23 protein-coding genes and 1 pseudogene are annotated in these 23,728 nt (G+C 56.0%); 13 read left to right on the plus strand and 11 right to left on the minus strand.

The annotated features are described in order from the left end of the window. Positions 1 to 845 precede the first annotated feature (845 nt). Positions 846 to 2,309 carry a ribonuclease G gene (gene rng / locus EKL30_RS07335; RefSeq protein WP_126706578.1) on the plus strand — a complete coding sequence of 488 codons (1,464 nt, stop codon included), beginning with the start codon at positions 846 to 848 and terminating at the stop codon, positions 2,307 to 2,309. Here the strand turns inward: rng and EKL30_RS07340 are convergent. After that, positions 2,302 to 2,727: a hypothetical protein gene (locus tag EKL30_RS07340; RefSeq protein ID WP_126706579.1), complete on the minus strand. Its 426-nt coding sequence runs from the start codon at positions 2,725 to 2,727 to the stop codon at positions 2,302 to 2,304. The genes rng and EKL30_RS07340 overlap by 8 nt on opposite strands. A gap of 19 nt (positions 2,728 to 2,746) precedes the next feature. Beyond that, entirely contained in the window at positions 2,747 to 4,528 is a 1,782-nt protein-coding gene (gene msbA / locus EKL30_RS07345) for a lipid A export permease/ATP-binding protein MsbA (protein ID WP_126706580.1), read from the minus strand. A 120-nt stretch (positions 4,529 to 4,648) separates the two neighbouring features. Here msbA and EKL30_RS07350 point away from each other — a divergent pair, with 120 nt between their 5' ends. The 3 genes from EKL30_RS07350 to EKL30_RS07360 are packed head-to-tail and all read left to right on the plus strand — an operon-like array spanning position 4,649 to position 6,655. After that, positions 4,649 to 5,605 carry a glycosyltransferase family 9 protein gene (locus EKL30_RS07350; protein ID WP_126706581.1) on the plus strand — a complete coding sequence of 319 codons (957 nt, stop codon included), beginning with the start codon at positions 4,649 to 4,651 and terminating at the stop codon, positions 5,603 to 5,605. An 18-nt stretch (positions 5,606 to 5,623) separates the two neighbouring features. Then, positions 5,624 to 6,388 (plus strand): YdcF family protein, encoded by a 765-nt coding sequence (locus tag EKL30_RS07355; RefSeq protein WP_126706582.1) that lies wholly within the window; start codon positions 5,624 to 5,626, stop codon positions 6,386 to 6,388. Between the two features lie 3 nt (positions 6,389 to 6,391). Next, on the plus strand, positions 6,392 to 6,655 hold the full coding sequence (locus tag EKL30_RS07360) for a YkgJ family cysteine cluster protein (RefSeq protein ID WP_126706583.1): 264 nt from the start codon (positions 6,392 to 6,394) through the stop codon (positions 6,653 to 6,655). A 764-nt stretch (positions 6,656 to 7,419) separates the two neighbouring features. Here EKL30_RS07360 and EKL30_RS18840 read toward each other — a convergent pair. The 7 genes and pseudogenes from EKL30_RS18840 to EKL30_RS07390 all read right to left on the minus strand — a co-directional run bounded on the left by EKL30_RS18840 (position 7,420) and on the right by EKL30_RS07390 (position 14,340). Further along, positions 7,420 to 7,566 carry a hypothetical protein gene (locus EKL30_RS18840; protein ID WP_158618402.1) on the minus strand — a complete coding sequence of 49 codons (147 nt, stop codon included), beginning with the start codon at positions 7,564 to 7,566 and terminating at the stop codon, positions 7,420 to 7,422. A gap of 744 nt (positions 7,567 to 8,310) precedes the next feature. Then, positions 8,311 to 8,496 (minus strand): annotated as a pseudogene (locus tag EKL30_RS19455) (hypothetical protein); the annotation flags it as partial. A 195-nt stretch (positions 8,497 to 8,691) separates the two neighbouring features. Further along, on the minus strand, positions 8,692 to 9,381 hold the full coding sequence (locus EKL30_RS07370; protein ID WP_126706584.1) for an isochorismatase family protein: 690 nt from the start codon (positions 9,379 to 9,381) through the stop codon (positions 8,692 to 8,694). 49 nt (positions 9,382 to 9,430) lie between these two features. Continuing rightward, positions 9,431 to 11,101, minus strand: coding sequence for an amidase (locus tag EKL30_RS07375; protein ID WP_126706585.1), 1,671 nt, complete (start codon positions 11,099 to 11,101; stop codon positions 9,431 to 9,433). A 42-nt stretch (positions 11,102 to 11,143) separates the two neighbouring features. Then, complete coding sequence (locus tag EKL30_RS07380; RefSeq protein WP_126706586.1) at positions 11,144 to 12,133, minus strand: tripartite tricarboxylate transporter substrate binding protein; 990 nt, start codon at positions 12,131 to 12,133, stop codon at positions 11,144 to 11,146. Positions 12,134 to 12,215: 82 nt separating this feature from the next. Beyond that, complete coding sequence (locus tag EKL30_RS07385) at positions 12,216 to 13,397, minus strand: CaiB/BaiF CoA-transferase family protein (RefSeq protein WP_126706587.1); 1,182 nt, start codon at positions 13,395 to 13,397, stop codon at positions 12,216 to 12,218. Between the two features lie 73 nt (positions 13,398 to 13,470). Beyond that, positions 13,471 to 14,340: a CoA ester lyase gene (locus tag EKL30_RS07390; protein ID WP_126706588.1), complete on the minus strand. Its 870-nt coding sequence runs from the start codon at positions 14,338 to 14,340 to the stop codon at positions 13,471 to 13,473. A gap of 92 nt (positions 14,341 to 14,432) precedes the next feature. Here EKL30_RS07390 and EKL30_RS07395 point away from each other — a divergent pair, with 92 nt between their 5' ends. The 4 genes from EKL30_RS07395 (at position 14,433) to EKL30_RS07410 (ending at position 17,182) form a co-directional block, all read left to right on the plus strand. Then, positions 14,433 to 15,317, plus strand: a complete 885-nt coding sequence (locus tag EKL30_RS07395; RefSeq protein WP_126706589.1) for a LysR substrate-binding domain-containing protein — start codon at positions 14,433 to 14,435, stop codon at positions 15,315 to 15,317. Positions 15,318 to 15,457: 140 nt separating this feature from the next. After that, on the plus strand, positions 15,458 to 16,609 hold the full coding sequence (locus EKL30_RS07400) for an acyclic terpene utilization AtuA family protein (RefSeq protein ID WP_126706590.1): 1,152 nt from the start codon (positions 15,458 to 15,460) through the stop codon (positions 16,607 to 16,609). Beyond that, complete coding sequence (locus tag EKL30_RS07405; protein WP_126706591.1) at positions 16,609 to 16,860, plus strand: hypothetical protein; 252 nt, start codon at positions 16,609 to 16,611, stop codon at positions 16,858 to 16,860. The genes EKL30_RS07400 and EKL30_RS07405 overlap by 1 nt, the downstream gene beginning before the upstream one ends. Before the next feature lies 1 nt (position 16,861). Then, positions 16,862 to 17,182, plus strand: a complete 321-nt coding sequence (locus EKL30_RS07410) for a DUF4387 domain-containing protein (RefSeq protein WP_126706592.1) — start codon at positions 16,862 to 16,864, stop codon at positions 17,180 to 17,182. A 27-nt stretch (positions 17,183 to 17,209) separates the two neighbouring features. Here the strand turns inward: EKL30_RS07410 and EKL30_RS07415 are convergent, their stop codons facing one another. Next, positions 17,210 to 17,932 carry a cysteine hydrolase family protein gene (locus tag EKL30_RS07415; protein WP_126706593.1) on the minus strand — a complete coding sequence of 241 codons (723 nt, stop codon included), beginning with the start codon at positions 17,930 to 17,932 and terminating at the stop codon, positions 17,210 to 17,212. An 18-nt stretch (positions 17,933 to 17,950) separates the two neighbouring features. On the opposite strand from EKL30_RS07415, the gene EKL30_RS07420 reads away from it, so the two are divergent. Then, positions 17,951 to 18,514, plus strand: a complete 564-nt coding sequence (locus EKL30_RS07420) for a TauD/TfdA family dioxygenase (RefSeq protein ID WP_233582964.1) — start codon at positions 17,951 to 17,953, stop codon at positions 18,512 to 18,514. A gap of 468 nt (positions 18,515 to 18,982) precedes the next feature. On the opposite strand, the gene EKL30_RS07425 is transcribed toward EKL30_RS07420, so the two are convergent. Then, positions 18,983 to 19,861 (minus strand): LysR family transcriptional regulator, encoded by an 879-nt coding sequence (locus EKL30_RS07425; RefSeq protein WP_158618403.1) that lies wholly within the window; start codon positions 19,859 to 19,861, stop codon positions 18,983 to 18,985. A 116-nt stretch (positions 19,862 to 19,977) separates the two neighbouring features. Between EKL30_RS07425 and EKL30_RS07430 the strand changes: the two genes are divergently transcribed. Genes EKL30_RS07430 through EKL30_RS07445 form a run of 4 tightly spaced genes read left to right on the plus strand, consistent with a single transcriptional unit; the run spans position 19,978 to position 23,721 of the window. Further along, a complete protein-coding gene (locus tag EKL30_RS07430; protein WP_233582902.1) occupies positions 19,978 to 20,766 on the plus strand; it encodes a putative hydro-lyase in 789 nt (262 codons plus the stop codon). Positions 20,767 to 20,784: 18 nt separating this feature from the next. Next, the gene (locus tag EKL30_RS07435) at positions 20,785 to 21,840 is read left to right on the plus strand and encodes a TRAP transporter substrate-binding protein (RefSeq protein WP_126706597.1); all 1,056 of its coding nucleotides are present in this window, start codon (positions 20,785 to 20,787) and stop codon (positions 21,838 to 21,840) included. 2 nt (positions 21,841 to 21,842) lie between these two features. Then, positions 21,843 to 22,448, plus strand: a complete 606-nt coding sequence (locus EKL30_RS07440; protein WP_126706598.1) for a TRAP transporter small permease — start codon at positions 21,843 to 21,845, stop codon at positions 22,446 to 22,448. After that, positions 22,438 to 23,721, plus strand: a complete 1,284-nt coding sequence (locus EKL30_RS07445) for a TRAP transporter large permease (protein ID WP_126706599.1) — start codon at positions 22,438 to 22,440, stop codon at positions 23,719 to 23,721. Before EKL30_RS07440 ends, EKL30_RS07445 begins: the two co-directional genes overlap by 11 nt. Positions 23,722 to 23,728: the final 7 nt, after the last annotated feature.

Below are 23,728 nucleotides of genomic sequence, written 5' to 3' on the forward strand. Positions count from 1 at the left end.
CCTGCCTGCGGTGTCTGCAGAGAAACGAGATTATGAAGGAGTTCGTGGGGCTTGTCAAACCGGGGGGAGGCCTAGACCGCACCGCACCGCCAACCTGCCACTTACCGCCCTGCCTTCGCTGCTCTTTTCCTGCCCTTCGCTACCTTCCAACATCCGGGTAAACCCGAGTGCGTTGTGCGGCGAAGAACGAAACTATAGCACAGCTTTTTAGCGCCGTGCAAGCGGCTTTGGGGCAAAAGCGGTCAGCAGCGCGCGCCAAACGCAGAGACGCGCGCCTAAGCCATTGAAACAATTCTGAAATATAAATGGCGGGCCTAAGAAAATAATTTGGCGCGACCCACAAATACGAGACTTATACGGCAGAACTGACAGAAGGCAGACCACGCCTCCCCCTGAATAGTGATGCAAATCAAGAACTGGGTGGGACTGAATCCTTTCTTCTCTCTCTATATATATAGAGAAAGGCCTTCCACAGCTAGGGTCCTCCGAAAGTATTTCCCATACAAACGCGGCGCTCTCTTTCGAAGCTCTCTTTCGAAGCTCTCTTTCGAAGCTCTCTTTCGAAGCTCTCTTTCTACGCTCTCTTTCTACGCTCTCTTTCTAAGCTCTCTTTCTAAGCTCTCTTTCTATATAGTGATCATTCTGTATAGTGATTACTGAAGGCCTCCTATATAGTTAGCGTAACGTGCTCTGATCTATATATAGTACGTGCCACTGCCTGATCTTCTGTACCCTCTTCGGGATGTTCTTTCCTGAATGCGCCCGTTCACTCTCTTTATAGCCTCCACCGGCAGCATAATCGGCCCTACACTTATCCTTCTGAAGCTTTATGAATCTAACTGCCCATGACTGAAGACATTCTGATTAACGTAACGCCGTTTGAAACTCGCGTAGCACTAGTAGAACAAGGGTCTGTACAGGAGCTACATATAGAACGCAGTATCCAACGCGGGCATGTCGGGAATCTGTATTTGGGTAAGGTAGTTCGCGTCCTCCCCGGAATGCAAAGCGCTTTTGTAGATATAGGCCTAGACCGTGCGGCCTTCATTCATGTGGCTGACCTCAGGCAGAACCGGACTGAACGCAGCAACGGCACGGCGATCACACCGATCGAGAAACTGTTGTTCGAGGGGCAATCACTGATGGTGCAAGTGATCAAGGACCCGCTGGGCACCAAGGGCGCCCGCCTTTCTACGCAAATCAGCATCGCCGGCCGCATGCTCGTTTATCTGCCTTACGATCCCCACGTAGGGATCTCCCAGAAAATAGAATCCGAGCAAGACCGCCATTCTTTACGTGAGCGGGTACTGTCGTTCATGCCAGAAGAAGAAAGCGGCGGCTTTATCGTACGCACACAAGCCGAAGTTGCCACAGATGAAGAGCTGCAGGCGGATCAGTCGTATCTACGGACTATATGGGCCAGCATACAAGCCAAGGTCAAAGTCCAGCCTACCCCATCCGTCCTGTACACCGACCTGACACTTGCCCAGCGGGTCTTGCGCGATATGGTCGGACCCAACACCGGCATGATCACAGTAGATTCACGAAGCACCACGCAAGAACTTTTAGAGTGGGCAAAAACTTATACACCTTCTGTACTAAGCCGAATCAGGCACTACAGTGGCGAAAGACCGCTATTCGATACCGCCAACGTCGATGAAGAAATCGCCCGAGCACTATCCCGGCGTGTAGACCTGAAGTCGGGCGGCTACCTGATTATCGATCAGACCGAAGCCTTGACCACCGTCGACGTAAATACCGGGGGGTTTGTCGGCGGACGCAGTTTTGACGACACTATTTTCAAAACGAATCTCGAGGCCGCCATCGCGCTCGCACGCCAGCTCCGCCTGCGAAATCTGGGCGGTATTATTATTCTTGACTTCATTGATATGGACGATGCCGAGCATCGCAGCTCGGTACTCGCCGAGCTTAACAAAGCGCTGGCAAAAGACCGGACTCGCATGACCGTAAGCGGATTTAGCCAGTTGGGGCTAGTGGAAATGACGCGCAAGCGGACACGCGATTCATTGGCGCATCAGTTATGCGAGCCCTGCCCCACCTGCCAGTCGCGCGGCAATGTCAGGACGCCTAGGACATTATGCTACGAGATACTGCGCGAAATACTGCGTGAATCGCGGCAGTTCAATCCCAAGGAATTCCGGATTCTCGCATCGCAGGCTATCGTCGACCTGTTCCTGGAAGAAGAAAGCTCACACTTAGCCATGCTGGGCGACTTTATCGGAAAGCCCATATCGCTGGAAGTAGAAAGCCAATACTCTCAGGAACAATACGATATCGTGCTTATTTAGCGTCCGCGCACACTTCTGGACGCAAGATGGCGTTGAAAAACTGCTCAACGCGTTTGTCAGCAGCCGCGTCTGAATAATACGAATACACCTTGACCCTGACACGTGACTCTTCCATCATTGTGCCTTGTAACTGGATCAAATCGGCCAATACGGCTCGCTCCAAGCTCACGGCATCTTCCGGCAGGTCAATGATGGTCGCATAGTTAGTCTGGCGAGGATCCATGGAAAACTTAGGTGCGCTCCCGCAAGCTGTCTTGTGCTTGAACAAAGCCATTTGAATCTTTGGAAAAGTTAGCGGTAGGGTCCGTTCGGTATGGAAATACTGTGGGTCCCGCAAGTCGTATTCCCTTACGCCAGCCTGCTTGGTAGCGCACCCAGCGAGCACGACTACAGCGGCAAACATCACTATTCTTTTCATTTTTAAATTCCAATCATTATCAATCTTCTTCGCGGAACTGCATACGATAGAGCGCAGCATACAGGCCGTCCATTTCCAGGAGTTCTTGGTGGCGGCCCTGCTCCACAATTTTGCCAGCATCCAGCACCACGATCCGATCCGCCTTTTGTACGGTAGACAGTCGGTGCGCGATGACCAGCGTTGTCCGCCCTGCCATCAAGCGCTCAAGTGAAGCCTGCACTTGTCGTTCCGATTCGTTATCCAGGGCCGATGTCGCCTCGTCGAGGATAAGAATCGGCGCATTCTTGATCAGCGCCCGAGCAATCGCCAAGCGTTGACGCTGCCCGCCCGACAATTGACTGGCATTTTCACCCACCGGCGTATCGAGTCCTTGCGGCAAGCCCTGCACAAAGCTAAGTAAATTGGCGGCATCAAGGGCGTTGCAAATCTCTTCGCGGCTGGCGTCGTGCAGAGATCCATAGCCGACGTTATCGGCGATTGTGCCCTCGAAAAGAACGACGTCCTGGCTAACTAACGACAAGTGCGCGCGTAGGTCCCGCAAGGATAAGTCTTTTACGTCCCGGCCGTCGATCTTGACAGCGCCGCTGGTGGGCAGCACGAATCGAGGCAACATATTTACCAGCGTAGTCTTGCCACTACCCGAACGGCCTACAAGCGCTACCGTTTCTCCAGGCTGCGCCGTAAATGATACATCGCTAAGGGTGTCGGATTGCGAGTTGGCAAACCGATGGTAGACATTTTCGAATTCGACCAAGCCCCGAACCGGTTGGGCAAGGGTCAGTTTGCCGCTATCGTCCTCCGGCTTTTCGTCTATCAAGGTAAAGACGCTTTCCGCCGAGATCAACATACGCTGCATGGCGCTGGCAATATTGGTCAGGCGTTTCATGGGATCGAAAATCTGACCTAAGGCCGCCATGAACGCAGCGAAACTGCCCACCGTGAGGCCTGTGGTGTTGGCCTGATACAAAGCAACCGCAATGACGGCAGCCACAGACAGCCCGACGGAAAACTGGGTAAGCGGCGACATCGCGGCATCGGCCCCAGCAGCACGCATCGCAAAACGCCGCAACCGGCCATTGACATACTCGAAACGGCTGGCTTCCCGATCGTAGCCGTCGAATAATTTGATGACCCGCTGGCCGTCAATGCCTTCTCGTACTACGCGGGTCAATTCGGCGTTCATGCCTATCGTCTCGCGGTTGATACGCCGCAGACGCTTGATAAAGACACGGGCAATTAGCGTGGAGACCGGCAGCATAATCAGCACAATCAATGTTAGCTGCCACGACATATACAACAGCACTGCCAGTAAAGCGATAACCACCAAGGTTTCGCGCACGACAACGGTTATTACTTCGGTTGCCAAGCCGGTCACGGTGCCCGCATCGATGGTGAAACGGTTCAGTAGCCGGCCGGAATCACCTCGTTTGAAGTTTTCATCTGACAGTCCCAACAAACGATGAAACATTTCTTTGCGCAAGCCCAGCAGCATATTGTTGGCGACCCAGGCCAGCAAATAGGTGCTGCCATAACTGCATATACCGCGCACCAGCATCAAGCCGACTACGGCCAGCGGTATGGACCAAATATACGACGGCTTATTCCCCGAAAAGCCTTCATCCAGCAGAGGCTTCATGATGATGGCCAATGTCGGCTGGGTAGCGGCTGCAACACTTACCAGTAAAACGGCCACAACCACAGCCTTCCAGTAAACTCCCACACGAGTGTAGATCCGACGCCACAGATCGAATTTAACGGGTTCGGAACGAGACGATGTGGCTTTAGGGGCAGACTTCAACAATAAACTCGCTTATATACTATTGGATGGCTGATTTTAACGTTCTTGCAAGGCTGCGCGTTTTGCGTAGCGCCAGTATGAACGTCAGCCATCATACTTCCCCGCCACCGCCCTTACTCATCCATGTCTAATCTTTCAGCTATTTATGTGCGTCTTCCCAATTGGATCGGCGACGTTTGCATGAGTCTGCCTAGCTTGCACGCCCTGTTAGCGACGCAACTACCCATAGTGGTCTGCGCTAAACCATGGGCGAAGGACCTGCTCGCGGCGTACAAACTGGGGGGCTTTATCGAAATGAGAGGACACTGGCGTGAAGACCGTGCATCGGTAACCACTTTCCGCAAAAAATCTCAGCATGCGCATCCTCGGGGCCTGTTATTACCTGATTCGTTGTCCAGCGCCATGGTTTTCAAATTTTCGGGTATTCCCAGCGCGGGATATCGTGATGACGGGCGCAGCCTGATATTGCGCTGGCCTATTAATAAACCACCCGCCAATCTGCATGCAGTCGAATCTTGGCATTACATCACCAGCCAGGCACTCAAGCGCTGGAACCATTCGGTTTCTCCCGCTCATCCGGCACCACGGCTGGGTTTGCGGTTGGCAGACAAGCATCACAAGGATGCGCTACACGCGTTGAAGAACGCCGGACTGGAGCCGGGCGAATTCGTACTGATCGCACCTACGGCGACAGGCCTTCACCATGGAAGAATAAAGGTTTGGCCGCATTTTGATGCGCTAACGCGCAAGCTGCAAGAACGCGGCTATACCGTTGCAATGTGCCCCCCCGCCTCTGAAGCCGATGCGGCCCGCAGAAATGCGCCTACCGCGCTGTGCCTGCCGCCCCTTAATCTTGGTGCGTTTGCTACACTCACCCGACTTGCCTCGCTGGTTGTATGCAATGATTCCGGCGTTTCTCACCTTGCGGCGGCCGCAGACGCCCGGCAACTTACGCTGTTCGGCGTAACGCAACCCGAGCGTACTGGTCCGTGGTCAAAAAAAGCAACATGCCTGGGATCGGCACACACATGGCCCTCTCTTGAAGAAACAGAGCAACAGGTTCTTACCCTTTTGCGCTAAAAAACTGAACGGCAGCGAATGACATTTTCGAGTTTTTTAACCAATTTAGTGATTCCCCTGAATTTATGCATCGCTTTATTGGTGGTGGCGGCCATTTTGTTCATTGTTCGACAACGCAAGACTGCCTTTTTCATCGCAACCGCTGGGCTTAGCTGGGCCTTGTTTTGGTCGTTGCCGGCATCATCGCTGTGGGCGGGGGGCCGGCTAGAGCAGCTGTACCCCCATAAACCTCCGGTTAGCTTGCCGACCGCGCAGGCAATCGTTGTACTGGGAGGAAGCACAGCCAATAACCGGCTTAATTGGTTTGAACCCTACAACAGCGAAACTGCTACGTCACGCGTCGACACCGCTGCCAGTCTGTATAAGGCGCATCGTGCCCCCGTCATCGTCGTTTCCGGCGCCGCCCTTGAGGGCCGGATCAGCGAGGCCCAAATGATGGCGAATGCGCTCAAGCAACAAGATATCCCTTCTGAAGCGGTGGTCATAGAAAATCGTAGCTTTACGACTTACGAAAATGCCCTCTATACCATGGAAGAACTGAAGAAGCGGTATATCGATCATGTCCTTATCGTCACTTCGGCGCTGCATATGCCCCGAGCGATGGCGGTCTTCAAAAAGCAGGGAGTAACAGCCATTGCTGCCCCATCGGCGCCGCAGATCGTGGTTCCCAGCGAGCCTGGATTCTCGTTTTGGCAGCCAAATATGCGGGCGCTGGACGCAAGCCGCTCGATCATTAAAGAATATGTGGGTTTGCTGGTGTACTGGATCAGAGGCTGGATTTAAAAAGTGGAATGCCGGTCAGCCTGTGGAGCTTGTTGCATTGCCCCTTCCATTTCAAGCCCGATTCCCGGAATGCCCGAAGGCAAAGCAGCCGGAATCCGATGCGTCCAGTTAGACGATAACGAACAGTGCTTGATTTTCGGGCATCCTGAGCGGCCAAGCGTGTGCTCGTCCTTGCAGCCAGAACGCACAATGTGCGGAGAAAGCCGCGAGCATGCCTTGCAATGGCTGGCGAAATTAGAAGCTCTGACGACGCCGTGCAAGCGGTGAGCTCACAGATCAGCACCATGAACGTCTTCACAAATCGTTTTTTATCGCGAGACCCAAGTTGGTAAAGTTCAAGAACGGAGCCTCAAGCGTTATACGTTTGAACGTTAAAAAAGAATTTCAAACCATAGTTGAATCACAACTGAATTCCACGTTGGCGGATGCGGCAAAGCATCCCGGTCATCTTTGCTCGTTGGTGATTCCGCCCCTTGCCGAGAGTGGCGATTATCGGCTGTTACACCCAAGTCTACACTAAATGGACTTGCACTGATTCATGCAAAATCAATGACTTAATTTCTTTTCATGTGCCCGTTGAAAGCTGCGAGATGATGGACAAAATCACCTCCGTTTGTCCATTTTTCTGCAAGGACTGGCTCTGTGCTTTCAACTACAACTCGAACGCGACTACGGGCCATTAAGATCGGAACAGCGGTAGTGCGGACGCCATGATCTTGTTGCGGAAGTCAAACGCCTTCACGATGTCTTGAACAACCGTAGTGCGTATTCATTGCCAAGCGATTACGTCTGTACACGCGCCGGTCATTAGAATGATTATCTCCGCTGGGTAGCTCAGCGCGACAAAAATTATTGTCCAGGCCGGTATTAAGCGCCGTGACCAAGCACGTCGTGATCGGCGATGCCTTATCGCCATCACCGGAGAGGCCTATGGAATGTGCCGCTGAACCGACAACTGTCGAGAATTCGACTTTTCACAAGGATGACTATCGATCAATGTAACCGCCGCACCTGGAAGTTTCGGCTGTCATCTAAGTCTTGTTCCAACGCACGGTCATGTTCATGCACAAGCGATAAAAAATGGGAAGAACGGCCTCGGCATCCGCCGCGTCGAGCTCGTCGCGCACGATTTGCTTGGCCCTGCGCAGAAGCTCTCGAGTGATGTTTGCAGCGTCCATACCGAAATTATGGCGATATCACTGACAGATGGCTATTAGCAAAAACCGAAGCGTCTACCGAAGCTAAGGACCAACCTTCCCGCTGAGCAGCGAAGCCTGGAAGTTTACGCCATTTGCGCAGCAGACTCTGCCCAAGAACCGTCTCTGTGCTCATCCGATGATGGGACCATCCGAATTCAGGTTCTCCAAAAGACTGCTAGGCTGCACTGAACCGCATCATCGAATCGTAACGCTCACGGATGTTTAAGCTCCTCTTTGAAAAACCTCAACCCGCGCATTATGTTTAGAGTTTCAACTTAACTTTAGTTCTACGCCACCACAACCAACGCTAGACGATCCGACCCAGGCCAAACGCAGATGAAAATTAATCCGTTCGTAGCCGCCAGTCGTGGATCAATCCGTCCGTTCATTATAAGCTCGCCCTATTTCGTGATCTTTCTCACATTTAGCCCTTATGGTACGCCTGTTGTATATATAAACAGTATAAGGGCTATGAACCACTCTCCTCTCGACCACAACTCCGGCAGAGCTGGCAACCGATGGTACGAACCTTTTCTTGCGCTTCCTAAACCCGGATTGGCCCTACTCCAAGGCGGTCAAGATGGATCACAACGCGGCCCTATGCGGGGTCGTGATCGCCCAGTTCATCGCTGAGTAAACGCGCGTTCTTGGCGTTAAGCGGGGAGCCTGCACCGAACACGAAAGCTAGTATCCCCGCCATGTATAAGATACCCTGCCGCTTCATTAAGCTTGTATATTTGCATCGCGGACAATTTTTTCTGCTCTTTGCATTTCAGATTTAAGCAGTCGCTTTAAGTCTTCTGCTCCACCGACCATGGGCGCGGCATTGATGGCCTTGATTCTTTGCTCGGTCTCGGGATTGCGTAGGACGACTGCAAGGGCCTTCGAAAATTTTTCAATTGCTGCCTTTGGGGTATTCTTGCGAAGCTGAACGCTTCAGCGTTATGCGCGGAGCAGTCACATACCGCCCACCCCGGCGCTATTGCTTGCGTCGGCACTGCGCAAGAGCCCCGATGATGACCAAGGCCCCGCTCATGGTGGCGCCGATCAAGGCCGCCCTCTTGCCGTCACAATGGCAGCTCACATGGATTTACTGCTCACACCCTACCCTTTGTGTGCAAGCCTCTTCAGGTAGGCCAGCACGTCCTCCACCAATACCACATCGGCAAATTGCCGGTCCATGTCAAAGAGGCTGATGGCATGAGAGATGGGGATCCGGTCAAACACTGCTTCCTCGGGGACGATGGTGCGAAAGTTGTAGGAGGAAGCATCGAATACGGTAGCGCGGATGCAGTTACTGGTAGCACCGCCCACCACGATTACCGTATCAATATTGCGCTCGATCAAGTAGCCCAATAAGGGGGTGCCGTGAAACCCACTGGGCTTCTTTTTGACAAAGACGACGTCCTTATTGCCGGGAGCCAGTTGCGGAACCAGCTCGGCGCCCACTGTGCCGGCAAGGCACCAGTGTTCGCTATCGAGGAGGTCGCGCTTACGCCCGTACACGCCGATGTCATTGCCACTGCGATCAATCTCAAATAGGGTGAAAAAGCAGGGTACATCGCATGCCTGCGCTTGCTTCACGATGCGCTGGATATGTCCGACGGCCTTACGGCCCACCTCGCCGCAACTGGAAGGCCAGCTCTCGTCGCCGCCTTGCTCGCCGACCATATAGCGCTGGGCATCAATTACTACGACGGCGGGCTGATCTCCATATCCCATGCGCCGACCAAAACGGCCTCGCTGCACAACGGCATTGTCTTCTTCACCAAGGTACTTTTCCCACGGTTTCATATCGGTTTAACCCTGCTCTATGTAATTAGATCTAGCGTTGAGGGGCCACTCAAGCGAGCGACATCTGATGCGCGAAGGACAGCAATCGCGCTTCGGACAAGGGGCGACCGATGACCTGCACTCCCACAGGCATGCCGTACTTATCCAGGCCAATCGGCATGGTCAAGACGGGCACGCCCAGATAGCTAAAGGGACGCGTCAGACGAGTTAAGGCCGCCACCACATTGAAGACGCTCCCCTTTTTCTCCATGTCGGCATCAGCGCGTAAGGGCACGGGAATGGGAATCGTCGGGCAAAGCAAAATGTCCGCATCAGACATCGGCCCGCTTAAAAACTCGCTTAGTACTTGAGCGCGAACCATGGTTGCTTCAAGGTAACGCGCTGCGGGCATGTGTAGCCCCGGCTCAGTTCGCGAATACACGGCCTGGGAGTAAGCTTGCGGATTGGTGCGCATCCATTGACTATGCAGCGTGGCCGCCTCCACCTTGGAGATGACGTCGCCCATGGCGTAGCACGCCGATAGCTGTGCAAAGGCGACTTCTCCCACGACACCGAAGAGCCGCTCGGCACGCGCGATAAACTCCCTGAAAACGCTTGCTATCTCGGGGTCGCATTGATCAGCCTGCGACAAACCGAGCACGGCGACGCGGCTTTTTTCTGCCGCGACATCAAGCAAAGCCGGGTAGTCTGGCACAACGGCATTCATCGACGAGGGATCGTCATCATCATGGCCTGCCACCGCGCGTAGAACAATGGCGCAGTCCTCAGCCGTGCGTGTCAGCGGGCCTACGCAATCCAAGGAAAAGGCGCGTGGAAAACAGCCATCACGCGAGATTCGGCCGTAAGTCGGCTTTAGACCATACAAGCCATGGACGGAGGCTGGCAAGCGGATGGACCCACCCGTGTCACTGCCCAGGGAGGCGAAAACCGCGCCAGCGGCCACCGCCGCTCCCGAACCGCTAGACGATCCCCCCGCGATCCGAGAAGGCTCCAGGGCATTGCAACAGTCTCCAAATATGGGATTTTGACCCGTTGGGCCCGCCACCATCTCGTTCATGTTTAAGGTGCCGACCGTAACCGAGCCGGCTTCGTTTAAAAGATGAATCGCGCGGGCATCACGATGTGCTGGCACGGCAGGACGCGCCTTGGAACCGATGGTCGCCGCATGACCCTCAATTTCGAAGCAATCCTTGTGTGCGAGCGGGATGCCGTGTAGGAGGCCCCGAACGTGTCCGCGGTCGCGCTCTAGGTCCAACGCCCTGGCCTGCGCCATCGCCTTGTCCGCCCAAATTTCTATGAACGCATTGAGCTCAGGTTGGCACTCGGTGGCGCGCTCGATGGCATGGGCCGTTAGTGTTTCGGCACTTACCTCTCCAGATTGCAGCTGTCGCGCAGCTTGCGCCAGCGTCAAAGGAGTGCCCGCCGGCTCTGGTCGCAGGCTTACACGCCCGTCCTTTGCTGAATGGGCCTTGTTGCTCGGATCCTCATTCTGGGCCTGCACGCGGCTGTGATCGGCCGGTTGCCAAAACGGGCTCATCCCATCACGAACACTGGCGCGCACCGCAGCATTGAGCCGCTCTACTTCGCTCACCAAGACCGCCGGTTCCGTGCGGGAAGGAACGTCATGCAGATGCTTTGTGCTGATAGCGAAGTACTGCGTCATGGCTTGCGTGATCGCCTCTCGCTCGGCTGGCGTGTCAATGTTCGGTGGGGTCGTCATTATTACTCCGGAAACGTCCGAAAAAATTTAAAAAGATCGGGCTTACTTGGCGCGTATCCCGGCGGCTTCCGCGGTTTGCATCCACTGGTCAACGTCGGATTCCAGCAGCGCCTGCAACTGCGCCGGCGTGGACGCTTTGGGACGGGCGCCCGCGGACTTCAGAAACTGTGCAAAATCCTCGGACGAGACCGCTTTTCGGATCTCGGCGTTAAGCTTGTCCCGGGCGGTCGTATCTAGCCCCTTGGGTCCGAACACTCCCCACCAGACGTTGACGACATAGTTCAGACCCGTCTCTTCCTTGACCGTGGGAATGTGCGCAAAGTCCGGATCGCGCTCCTCGCCCGTGAAGGCTAGCTTGGGAAGCTCATCGGTTGGCGTGCCGCGAATGGACGCCATCGTGGTAATGATCATGTCTAGCCGTCCAGCGACAAGATCCATCTGCGCGGGGGCGATCCCTTTGTAGCCGACCGTTTGCATTTTCACGCCGGCCTTATTGGCAAGTAGCTCTGTGGCCATCTGGGAGCTGTCGCCTAAGCCGGCGCTGCCGAAATTGATCTTCCCGGGGTTGTCTTTAGCGTAGGAGAGCAGGCCCTTGATGTCCTTGGCGGGAAAGTCCTTACGCGTAATGACCACGAAAGGGGCGTCGGCCACGAGGGAGACAGCCTCAAAGGCGGTCTTGACGTCGTAGGAGGTCTTTTGCACGGCGGCCGAGGTCGCCAACGAGCCAGAAATAAAGAGAAAGGTATAGCCGTCCGGGGCGGCGGCGGCGACATAGCCGGCACCCACCACCCCGCCTGCGCCCGCTCTGTTCTCAATAATAAAGGTCTGGCCCATGCTCTTGCTCAGCTTGTCAGCCAGCTTGCGGGCGATCACATCGTTGCTGCCGCCCGGGGCAAACGGGACGACGAGGCGAACCGGGCGTTCTGGCCATGCCGCAGCGACCGCGGTACCGCCCGAGAGGGCAAAGGTGGTGCTGAGCACCCCCACTAGGGTAAGGCTGGACAATTTCTTTAGGGTATCGCGTTTCGACATAACGGCCTCCTTGCAGTTAGACCCACAACGTGAACATAAAAAACGCTTCCAGCTCGATCGGCCAGAATGCGGGTATGACTATTTAAGCGCTGACGTTGCGCTCGACGACCGCTTGGGCAATCTCGGCTTCTGAATAGCCAAGTCCTTGCATGAGTACACCCGTATGCTCGCCCAAACCGGGTGCAGGACGAAGCGTGCGCCTGTCTTTCACGCTACCGAAGGAAATCGGATTAGCGATAGTTTTATACCGGCCCACCACGGGATGGGTATACTCGCCCACCAAGCCTTGCTCCTGGACCTGAGCGTCCTCAAACACATCCTCGATACGTCGCACAACCGAACACGGGACCTGCTCGCCGAAAAGCGTTTCCCACTCTTCTGCGGTTCGTGACAACAAGGCGCCGCGCAACACGGGAAGTAGTTCGTCGACATGAGCGGCCCGCTTCTTGACGGTGTCATAGCGTTCGTCATCGGCCAGTGCCGGCAGACCAATCAAGGTACAGAGCGCGCGCCAGAAGTGCGGCGTATTGGCCGAGATATAGATATGTCCACCTCGTGTGGCATGAATACCGGTGATGCCTCCCGAACGCATGTCTCGATTGATGGCCCGCGGCTCTTCGTTGGCCACCACCAGCCTGGCCGCCTGCATAGCCAAAGCGCTACCCAAGAGCGATACGGCGACGTGCTGGCCCTCGCCGGTTCGCTCGCGATGAAACAAGGCGGCGGTCACGCCATTGGCCAGCATTGCCGCACCGTAATAGTCCACCACCGACCCATACACAATCTTCGGATCCTCGGGCGTGCCTTGCGATGAGCAGATGCCGGTTCTGGCCTGCAGCACTTGGTCGTAGCCGGCCCGGTTGGCCAATGGGCCGCTTTGGCCATAACCGGTCAAGGAACAATAGATAAGCCGTGCGTTGTGAGCTCGTAGGGTCTCGTAGTCGATACGCAGCCGCGGTGGCACCGAGGGTCGGAAATTATGCACCACGACATCGGCCTGCTTGACCAGGCGCACGAAAACATCGTAGCCCACGGTGGTCTTTAGATCGAGGCACATGCCGTACTTGCCCCGGTTGACCCCGAGAAAGGCGCGACTCTCGCTGGGCAGCGTGGACGGATACTTGCGCAGATTATCGCCCTCGGGAGGCTCGATCTTAATCACCTCGGCGCCCATGTCGGCGAGAAGATTGCACGCATACGGGCCTGCGATATAGGCGCTAAGATCCAGCACTTTGATGCCAGACAAGGGATAGTCGTTATTCATGTTGGGTAAGGATCTCAAAGGTTTGCCCGGCCCCCCGCACACACGCACCATGGGAGCCTGTGTCTGTCATCGTTTACGCGCCGCTTTGGGCAAGAATCGTCCTCGCGCGTTCGATGAAAGGCCCGTCGATCATTTTTCCATCCAGCATGTAGGCGCCATTGACGTCGTTTTGCTCGGCGGATTCGACCACCTTGGCAGCCCAGCGGATTTCCTCCTCAGAGGGGCTAAAGACTTCATTAGCAATGGCGACTTGGCTTGGGTGAATGCAGGTCTTGCCAAGAAAACCAAGGCGCCTCGCTCGCCAGGCCTCTTGGCGATACCCTTGGGCATCGGCGACATTGGTATAGGCGGTATCGTAGGCCACCTTGCCAGAGGCACCGGCCGCAATACGCATTCCCATCATCATTGCATGGACATTCTGGGCGTCGTTGCGATCGATCCCTAAGGGCTCAAAAAGGTCGCCCAATCCAAGCTGGAGGCCCCAGATCCGTTCGTGAGCGCCCGCAATCCCGCCGGCATTCAACATCGCGCGCGGCGTCTCGATATTGGCCAGCACGCGAATGTTCAACTGGGGCGCGTGGCCACCCGAGAAACGGGTCTCTTGCGCCTGAAGCAGGGAAATAAATTCCAGCACGCTCTCGATGGTGTCCGCCTTGGGGATATTGACGATATCTACACCGGGCGCGCAGCACACAGCAAGGTCTTTTTCGGTGTGACAGGTTTCCAGGGCGTTGACACGCACGATGATGCTTTTCTTGCCCTCTTGCCGAAGGCCATGAAATTCGTCCGTGGCGAAAAAGCGCGCCATCTCGTCGCGGGCGTACTGCTTGCGGCTTTCAAGAACGGCATCTTCCAGGTCAAAGCAAATGGCGTCGGCCTGACTCTTGAGCGCCTTGGCAAATAACTCGGGCCTGGAAGCGGGTACAAATAGCTTGCTGCGCATGGAACCTCCTGTTTCAGTGCGAGCATCTTACTCATATACACCTAAGCGAGATGGTGCTTTACCGTATCATTAGAAGATAGCTACACTATTGTATGAATACAAAACTACTTACGACTCTCCTGGCGGTACACCGCTATGGCTCGATGGCCGAAGCCGCCCGGCGCCTGAATGTGACACACGGCGCTGTCGCCCAACAGATACGCGCGCTTGAGGCCGAGCTGAACATAAGCCTTGTTCGTCGCGCCGGAAAAGCCGTGCATCTCACGCAGGCGGCCCACCGAATTCTTGACGCCTCAGAGAAAATTCTGGGCGACATCTCGGCCTTGCCGGCGCTGGCTAATACGAACGAGCTCAGAGGCGAGCTCAATCTCGGAAGCGGCAACACCGTCCTGGCCGGAAAAATCCCTGACATTTTGGAAGTGCTCGCTGCGCGCTATCCGGAAATAAGAGTGAGCATCATGTCAGGGCAGTCCTCGGAATTCCATACTCAGGTCGAACGAGGCGCCCTTGATGCTGCAATCGCCCTAGAGCCTTCGTTTACGCCCTCCAAGACCATGGGGTGGCACCTACTGAGCGAAGAGCCCTTCGTCATGATCGCCTCGCGCCGACATGAAGGTACCGACCCACACCTGCTGCTCGAGCGCGAGCCATTCATTCGCTACCACCGGGAAAGCTGGGCCGGCCAACAGATCGATAGCTACCTTCGCCAGAACAACATCGCCCTCAGAGAGCGGTTCGAGCTCGCCTCGACGGAAGCCATCACCCGCCTTGTGGATAAGAATTTGGGCGTAGCGATCGTATCGAGCGTATGGGAGCAGTGGCGAGCGAGTACGGATGTCATCAGCATGCCGCTCAAAGCCCCATGCAAGCCGCGCCGGTTCGGACTCATCTGGCTACGATCGTCCCCACGCCTGCAGCTAATCGAGGCGTTTCTGGATGCCGCCATTTGGGTCTACCAACGGGATGCCAGTGGCTGAGAAGTTGATACGTGCCGTCTCATACCATAGGTGGGCACGTATCAGATGACAATATTTCTATGGTTTTAAAAAGTGCACTGGCGCGGCGCGATGGTAGCATGCACTGCATATCCCCTACCTGCCTGTGAGGCGACGTCACGATGAACCCAACGATCCCCACCGAAAAACCGCTACGAATACTTGCCGCCACCGCCTGCATTGGGTATGGTTTCACGGAAATTGCATTGCACCGGGCCCTGGGCATGGGGATCGACTTTATTGGTGCAGATGCCGGCTCCATGGACCCAGGCCCCTACTATCTTGGCGCCGGTAAGGCTTACGTCTCTCCTGAGGCCATTGAGCGCGATCTACGACTTCTATTAGTGGCTTCCCGTCGCCACGACATTCCTTTAATCATCGGATCGGCCGGGGGCAGCGGGGGAAACCCTCACCTTCAAGCCACGCGCGAGATCGTCGAACGCATCATCCAGCAGGAACGTCTTGACGCGCGCCTGGCCGTCATCGGTGCCGAACCGCCACGAGATCTGATTGCCCAGCGCCTGGCCGCCCATCGCATCCACGACTTATGGCCGCCCGTTCCGCTCGACGAGAGCACCATCGTGCACAGCGAACGGATTGTCGCCATGATGGGTGTCGAGCCGCTCCAAGAAGCGTTGAGACAAGGTGCCAATGTCGTTCTCGCAGGACGATGCAGCGACAGCGCGATTTATGCCGCCATCCCCCTTATGCTCGGTTATGACCCCGCCCTTGCCTGGCACCTTGGCAAGACGATTGAGTGCGGCGCGACGATCGCCAGCCCAAAGACTGGCCAGGATTGCATCATCGGTACACTGGGGGCGGACTACTTCACGGTCGAGCCTGGCCATCCGGCCAAACGCTGCACACCGACTAAGGTTGCCGCTCACACCATGTATGAAAACCCTTCACCATATGAGTTTATCGAGCCATCTGGCATCGTCAGCACGAAGCTATGCACCTACGAGGCGCTGGATGATCGCATCGTTAAGGTGCAAGGCACCACCTTCAGTCACGCGGCACGCTATACGGTAAAGCTTGAAGGCGTCATGCACGCCGGCTGGCGCGCCGTCATGTTCGCAGGCATACGCGATCCGATCCTGATTTCTCAAATCGTTCCCTTTACCGAGCAGATTCAGGAGCGCACCCGCGCAGAAGCGCAAGCTCTTGGCATCGAGCCCTCGCAGTACTCGCTCACCATACGCCGTTACGGGCTTGACGCCGTCTCGGTGATACCGAGCCCCAGGCGAGGGAGATGCCCCACGAAATCGGGTTAATGTTAGACGTCGTGGCCCCCACCGAAGCGCAAGCGCAAGCTGTACTGGCCAAGGCCCGATATATCAGCATGCATACCGAATTTGAGGGCCGTCTGTGCACGGCCGGCAACCTTGCCATGCCGTTTTCGCCCTCGGATCTCCCCGTGGGGCCAACCTACCGGTTCAGTGTCTGGCATGCCATGGAGCTTGACGATCCGCTGGAGATATTCCCGATTGAGCTCGTGAACTTGGGTGCCGAGGAGATGGCCTGACATGGAACCGTTAAAAAACAGCGCCTCCGTATTGCGCTCGAAAAACGCGGGCGCCTTCGTTCTTACGATAGACGTCGTGTTCAAGACGAAAAAAGACTATGCCTGGATCGTTGAGTCCGGAGCGTTGCTGCCCGAAGAAATTGCAAAGCTCTATCGGCTTGCCCCCACGGACGTACTCATTATTCCGTACCCCGAGGTGCTCTCGGTTAAGGTAACCATGCCAAGACGAATAGGCTCTGGCGATTTATCCGATACCGACGTCTATGGTGCCCAGCAGCATGTTCCCCTTATGCTGATGCAAGTGCCCGCCCGGGCAGCTTAATGACCGCGCGGGCGGCAGCCGAGGTCTCTACTCGCTTGAAACGTCGAGCGCCCCTTGCTCTGTGACGCAGCCGGAGGGCGCGCTCAGATAGTCAACGACGTCTGCGCTGGATACCACATCGGCAAACTGCCGATCCATATCAAACAGCGAAATCGCGTTGGAGATCGGAATTCGGTCAAAGACGCCTTCGCGCACTACGATCGTGCGGTAGTTGTATGAGGACGCATCGAATACCGTGGCGCGTATACAGTTGCTGGTCGATCCACCCACAATGATGACGGTATCAATCTCGCGCTCAATCAGGTAGCCCAACAAGGGAGTGCCGTGAAAACCACTCGGCTTTTTCTTGACGAAGATGATATCGCTTTCGTTTACCTCCAGTTCGGGCAACAGCTCGGCGCCCCGAGAGCCAGCCAGACACCAGTTCTCGGTCTCAAGCAGATCGCGCTTGCGGCGATATACGCCCATATCCTTGCCGCTCGCGTCGATCTCGAATGCTGCAAAAAAGCACGGCACGTCGTGCGCTCTTGCCACACGCAGGACCTCCTGGATATGAGGGATGGCCGCGTGGCCGGCCTCGCCACTATTGGAGGGCCACGCCATGGGCGCATCGGCGTCCCCGATCATGAACCGCTGGACATCAATGACGATGATAGCGGGCTTCTTTCCAAAGCCCATTCTGCGCCCGAACTTGGCACGGTCAATGACAGCGCGGTCCGCTGGCGACAAATACTGCTCCCATGGATTCATGGTTATGTGTTCCTTGTGATGAAAAAAGGGGTGTTCCGGGGCGCAGCGCGCCTGGCTTGCGTGCGGCGCACCGCACACTTACTTGCCCGTTATGTTGATACCGCTGCGCTTTGCGGTCTGCGTGAACACCTCAACATCGTGCTTGAGTTGCTGCGCCATCTCGAGCCCGGTGAAGTGACGTGCTACCTACCTACCGGCTATGCCCGCCTCGCAGAAAAAAGTGGTCAGGTCCCTTTCACCCCCGAAGAATCGCAAGCGCTATACCAGGTGCGCAAGGTGGCGGCATCGCCCGAACTTTACCTGGACATGGGATTTAGAGAAGGAGACATCCAGTTTCTCAATAACCGCATGATGGTCCACGGCCGTACCGATTATCAGGATGCGCCAAAGCTTGAAGACCGCCGCCATCTGCTGCGACTCTGGATCGAGGTACCCTCTTGGCCCGCTATGCCGCCGGCACAAATTTTCCATACGAAAGAGGATCGAGCGCTATGGAGTCAGTATCGGCAACCGCTCAATGAGCTGCCCTCCATACATTACAAGAAACTGCTAGAGGGATCGCTCGCTCAAATGGTCGACTGAGCCAACGCGTGTTGCGGTAACAGAAGGCGAATAGCCATGCAACTGGATGCTTGGTTATTCGCGCTCACTGAGCCGGCCTACGTAACGCCGCCTAATCAAATGCTGGCTTACCCTTTGTCGAATTTCGCATTGATAATCTCATCGCTCTACTAAATTGACAATGTCCATGTTCATAGGGCCTGAATACGCATCAGGACGGCGAAACTGCATCGCTTCCCCGAAACGGTCACCATCATCCAATTTCATTATGCAGGTCTCGGCCTGCATAATAAGTCGGCTCAAACTTGAGGTTTAGCCTCCCCATTCGGCCTAAGGCGCACATCGCTTCCAGGCTTGGCTTGATTTCATGGAGTAGTGTCGCTTTGCTCTTGCCCTCATAAATGGCCTTACCGATAGCGGTACTCAATGCGCGATGAAAACAATACCGCATTGGGCGCGGTGGACGCCGCGCTTGCCGCGCCTAGCCGCCTACCGATGGTCCAACGCCAGACTGGCGATAGCTTCCAGCAAATAGGCGTCGGCCGACAAGACATAACTGATGGTAAATTGCAGGTCTTCCAGTTGACCGTCGACTACCTCCACGATGCGCAGTTCCCCGCTTTCCAGTTCCGGCCCGATGATGGTGGGCGGGATGACCGATACGCCGATTCCCCCCGCGCATAGACGCGCGATCGCCGACAGCGAGGTATTGCCGTACAGCCTGAAGTCGGCAATACCGGCACGCAGAAACATGTCTCGTATGCCCTGATACGGGTGGGTGGATTTCGGGTAGGTGATGACCGGAAACCGAGCAATATCGTTTAGCGTAATGGGGCCTTCTGGCAAGCGGAGTGACGGTGGTGCGACCCACGCCATGGGGTAGCGCACGTAATCGTGGTTACGCACGTTGGGCGCAAGGATAGGCATCGATGGAATGATCATGTCCAGGTCGCCGCGCAACAAGGAGTCCCGAAGGTTTGTTGATACGTCCACCTCGATGTCGACCACGACTGAGGGGTAGACCGCCTGCATTTTCTGGACGAGCCCCACCAGCTGCGTATGCGCGATCGTCTCTGCGACACCCAGGCGGATATGGCCGCGCAAGGTGTCAGATGTCCCTACCGTGTGCAGTATTTCGGAATGCAGTCTTAACATCCGTTCCGCATAGGGCAACAGTTCGCGACCTTTGGGGGTGACCACCGTTCGACGCGGCTGACGATCAATCAGCGGCGTGCCGATGGTGCCTTCCAGTTGCGCAATGCGCTGCGACACGGCTGACTGCGTGGTGTTCAGTCGCTTGGCTGTGTGGCCGAATCCGCCAAGGCGGGCTACCCAGACGAAGGTCTCCAGATTTTTAAGGGTGATCATGGTTTCTGCGGCCATCATAAAAAACGATGGCAAACCATAACTTTAAATCGTTTGTTTGTATAGCTGTACTGCTTTGTAATAGCCCCTCTCAGATTGTCTTTTTTAGGAGGCACGGTGTGACTCGCAACTCTTCGATTCCTCGCGAACTTCGTCAACAGATACGCGCAGGCGTTATCCAGGGCCAGACTTCGGGCATGGCACCCGGCTTCGTCCAAGCCAATCTGGCTATCTTGCCCAAGGACTGGGCGGACGATTTCCTGGCCTTTTGCCATGTCAATCCCAAGTCCTGTCCAGTCATCGGCATGACGAAGCCCGGCGACCCCTACCTTCCAATGCTGGGCGAGGATCTCGACCTGCGTAGCGATCTTCCCGGCTATTACGTGTGGGAGAACGGAGAACGGGTGCAGGAAACGACCGATATTTCCTCCCTGTGGCGCGATGATCTGGTCGGCTTTGCCATTGGGTGCTCGTTTTCATTCGAGCATGCCTTGATGGACGCGGGCATCAAGCTACGCCATATCGAAGAAGGTCGTAATGTTGCGATTTTCCGCAGCAATATTGCTTGCACACCTGGCGGGCGGTTCCAAGGCTCGATGGTGGTGTCCATGCGTTCCATGACGCCGGCCGATGCGATTCGCGCCATCCAAATCTGTACCCGCTTTCCTAACGTCCACGGTGCGCCCGTGCATTTTGGCGATCCGGCCGCGATCGGCATCGCCGATTTGAATAAGCCCGACTACGGCGACGTGGTCGAAGTCAGGCCCGGCGAGGTGCCGGTATTCTGGGCCTGCGGGGTCACCCCTCAAGCCGTATTGCAGACGAGCAAGCCCCCTTTCTGCATCACCCACGCACCCGGATCCATGCTCATCACGGATCTTCGCATCAGCGAGATCTCGTTGTTTTAATAATAACTGGAGGTAGACATGTCAAACTCGAAATGGCTTAAGCCACTGCTGTCCCTGGCCCTTGCCGCAAGCGTATCCACGATCGCCATTGCTCAGGACTTACCTAAAGCCAAGCTGAACGTCGTCGGCAGCTGGAGTAATCTGTCGCAATACAAAAACTTTGAATACCCGTTCTGGACCAAAGAAATCCCGGAGAAGTCGAACGGCGCGATCACGGCGCAGATCAAGGGCATGAATGAACTCGGCCTCAAAGGTGGCGAAATCGGCCGCCTAATGAAACAAGGGGTCATCCAATTCGCATCCATCCCACCCGGCTACCTTGCCAGTGACGATCCTCGCAATGAAGTGATTGATTTGGCCGGCCTTAGCCCCGATATCGAAACGGCGCGCAAGGTCACCGAAGCCTATCGCCCCGTCCTTGAAAAACTGTATGCGGAAAAATATGATGCCAAGTTGCTGGGCGTATGGCCGTTCTCGAGCCAGGTACTGTATTGCAAAGCGCCCATCACGGGCTTAAAAGACCTGGCTGGAAAGAAAGTGCGCACGGGTACCCGTACGCTAACGGATTTTGTGGGTGCCTTGGGCGGCACGGGCGTGACGCTGACCTTTGCCGAAGTGGTACAGGCCTTGCAAACCGGCGTGGTCGATTGCGCCATCACTGGCACGCTGTCCGGTTATTCCGCCAAGTGGCACGAGGTCAGCGACTACCTGTACACCTTACCCGTTGGCTGGAGCCAAGTCGTGCATAGCGTGAGCAACAAGACCTGGGACAAAATGGATCCCAAAACCCAAGCCTTTCTGCAAAAGGAAATTAAAGGACTGGAGGATCGCATCTGGATCGCGGCCGACAAAGAGACCACCGAAGGCATCGCCTGCAATACCGGCAATGCTCCCTGCCCTTACGGTGCTCCCGCCAAGATGCAAGTCGTCGAGTTTTTGGATGCCGATCGCAAAGCGCTACATACCTTGCTTGAGAATGTCGTGGTCAAGTCGTGGAGCAAACGCTGTGGGCCCGCATGCAGCGCCGACTTCAATGAAACCGTCGGCCCCGTTGTCGGCATCACCCTACCGTAATCATGCAAAAACTTTATACCTGGGCCGAGCGTCTCAGCAAGGCCGCTACCTGGGGTAGCGCGGCCATGCTGTTCGCCGTCGCGGCCTACATTACGCTGGACGTCATCTTGCGTAAGCTGCTGAACATATCCCTGCATGGCAGCGACGAACTGGCCGGCTACGTGCTGGCGATTAGTACCAGCTGGGGCCTGTCGTTCGCATTGCTGCGCCGGGCCAATATCCGGATCGACGCGCTGTATATGCGTTTGCCAAAGCGCTGGACAGTGTGGCTGGATCTGCTGGGGCTGATTGCCATGGGTATTTTCATGGCCTTCGTCACCTGGTTCGCCATGCAAATGCTACTGTCCTCAGCGGCCATGAGCGCCACCGCCAGCACGCAGCTGCAGACGCCGCTGGTTATCCCGCAGGCGCTGTGGGTGGCGGGCTTCCTGCTGTTCATGTTCGTCCTGGTGGTTCTTGTACTGCGCGTCATTGGCTTATTGATACGTGGAGACTGGGACGGTGTCAGTCTTATCGCAGGTATCCGTAGCGTTGAAGAAGAAGTCAGCGACGAAGTATCACCGCAGACGCTGCGCGCGATTCAATCAGAGGTATCCCATGCTCCTTAATGCCTTGATGTTATTGCTGGGTATGCTTGCCCTGGCCATTCCTGTGGCCGCGGCCATGGGCATACTGGGCCTGGTCCTGGACCAGCTCTATTCGATGCTACCTTTGTATCGAGCCAGTGGTGAAGTGTTCTGGTCCACCAGCACCGACTTCCTGCTGGTGTCCATTCCGATGTTCATTCTGCTGGGCGAGCTTATGCTTCGAGCCGGGATGGCCGAGCGGCTGTACGATGCCATGGAGAAATGGCTGGGCTGGCTTCCCGGCGGCTTGATGCATGCCAACATTGGCGCTTGCGCTACCTTTGCCGCGACGTCGGGATCGAGCGTAGCCACCGCTGCCACCATTGGAACGGTAGCGATCCCGCAGGGAGAACGCCACGGTTATTCGCAGCCATTATTCCTCGGTACGCTTGCTGCCGGCGGCACATTGGGCATCTTGATTCCGCCCTCCATCAACATGATCATTTACGGCACGCTCACCGACACCTCGGTGCCGCAGCTGTACTTGGCGGGCTTTATCCCTGGCCTGGTGATGGCCTGCATCTTTTCATTGACGGTGGCCATCGCCTGCTTCTTTAAGCCCGCCTGGGGCGGTGTTCGCCAGACATCTACCTGGGGGGCGCGCGTCGCATCGCTGGTCAACCTGGTACCACCGCTACTGATTTTCCTGGTCGTGGTCGGTTCGATTTATGCCGGTATCGCTACCCCGACGGAAGCAGCAGCGGTCGGCGTTATGTCGGCGCTGGGCTTGGCGGCGCTGTACAAGAGCCTGTCATGGACAATGCTGCGCGAGGCGGCCGAAAGCACCATACGAACGGCGTCGATGGTCATTCTGATTGTTCTTGCCGCGTACTTCCTGAATTTCGTACTGGTGGGTATTGGCCTGACGGACATGCTCACGAGCACGATCCTGAGCCTGGGATGGACGCCGATGCAAACCTTCATGGCGGTTGTTCTGTTCTACCTGGTATTGGGCTGCTTTCTGGAGACGCTATCCATGATGGTCACCACCATACCGATCACAGCACCGCTGATGATAAGCATGGGGTTTGATCCTGTCTGGTATGGCATCGTCGTCATGGTGCTGCTGGAAATGGCACTGATCACGCCGCCCGTCGGGCTGAATCTATTTGTCGTCCAGGGCGTGCGCCGGGGTGGATCGCTTAACGACGTTATCTTGGGGTCAATTCCCTTCGTTATCGCCATGATATTCATGGTCGTATTGCTGGCTCTCGTACCAGGCATGGCAACATGGTTGCCGCAACAGTTCTATTGAGAAGGAC

Origin of the sequence: Candidimonas sp. SYP-B2681 (genome assembly GCF_003971065.1) — a bacterium.
Classification (GTDB): Bacteria; Pseudomonadota; Gammaproteobacteria; order Burkholderiales; family Burkholderiaceae_B; genus Pollutimonas.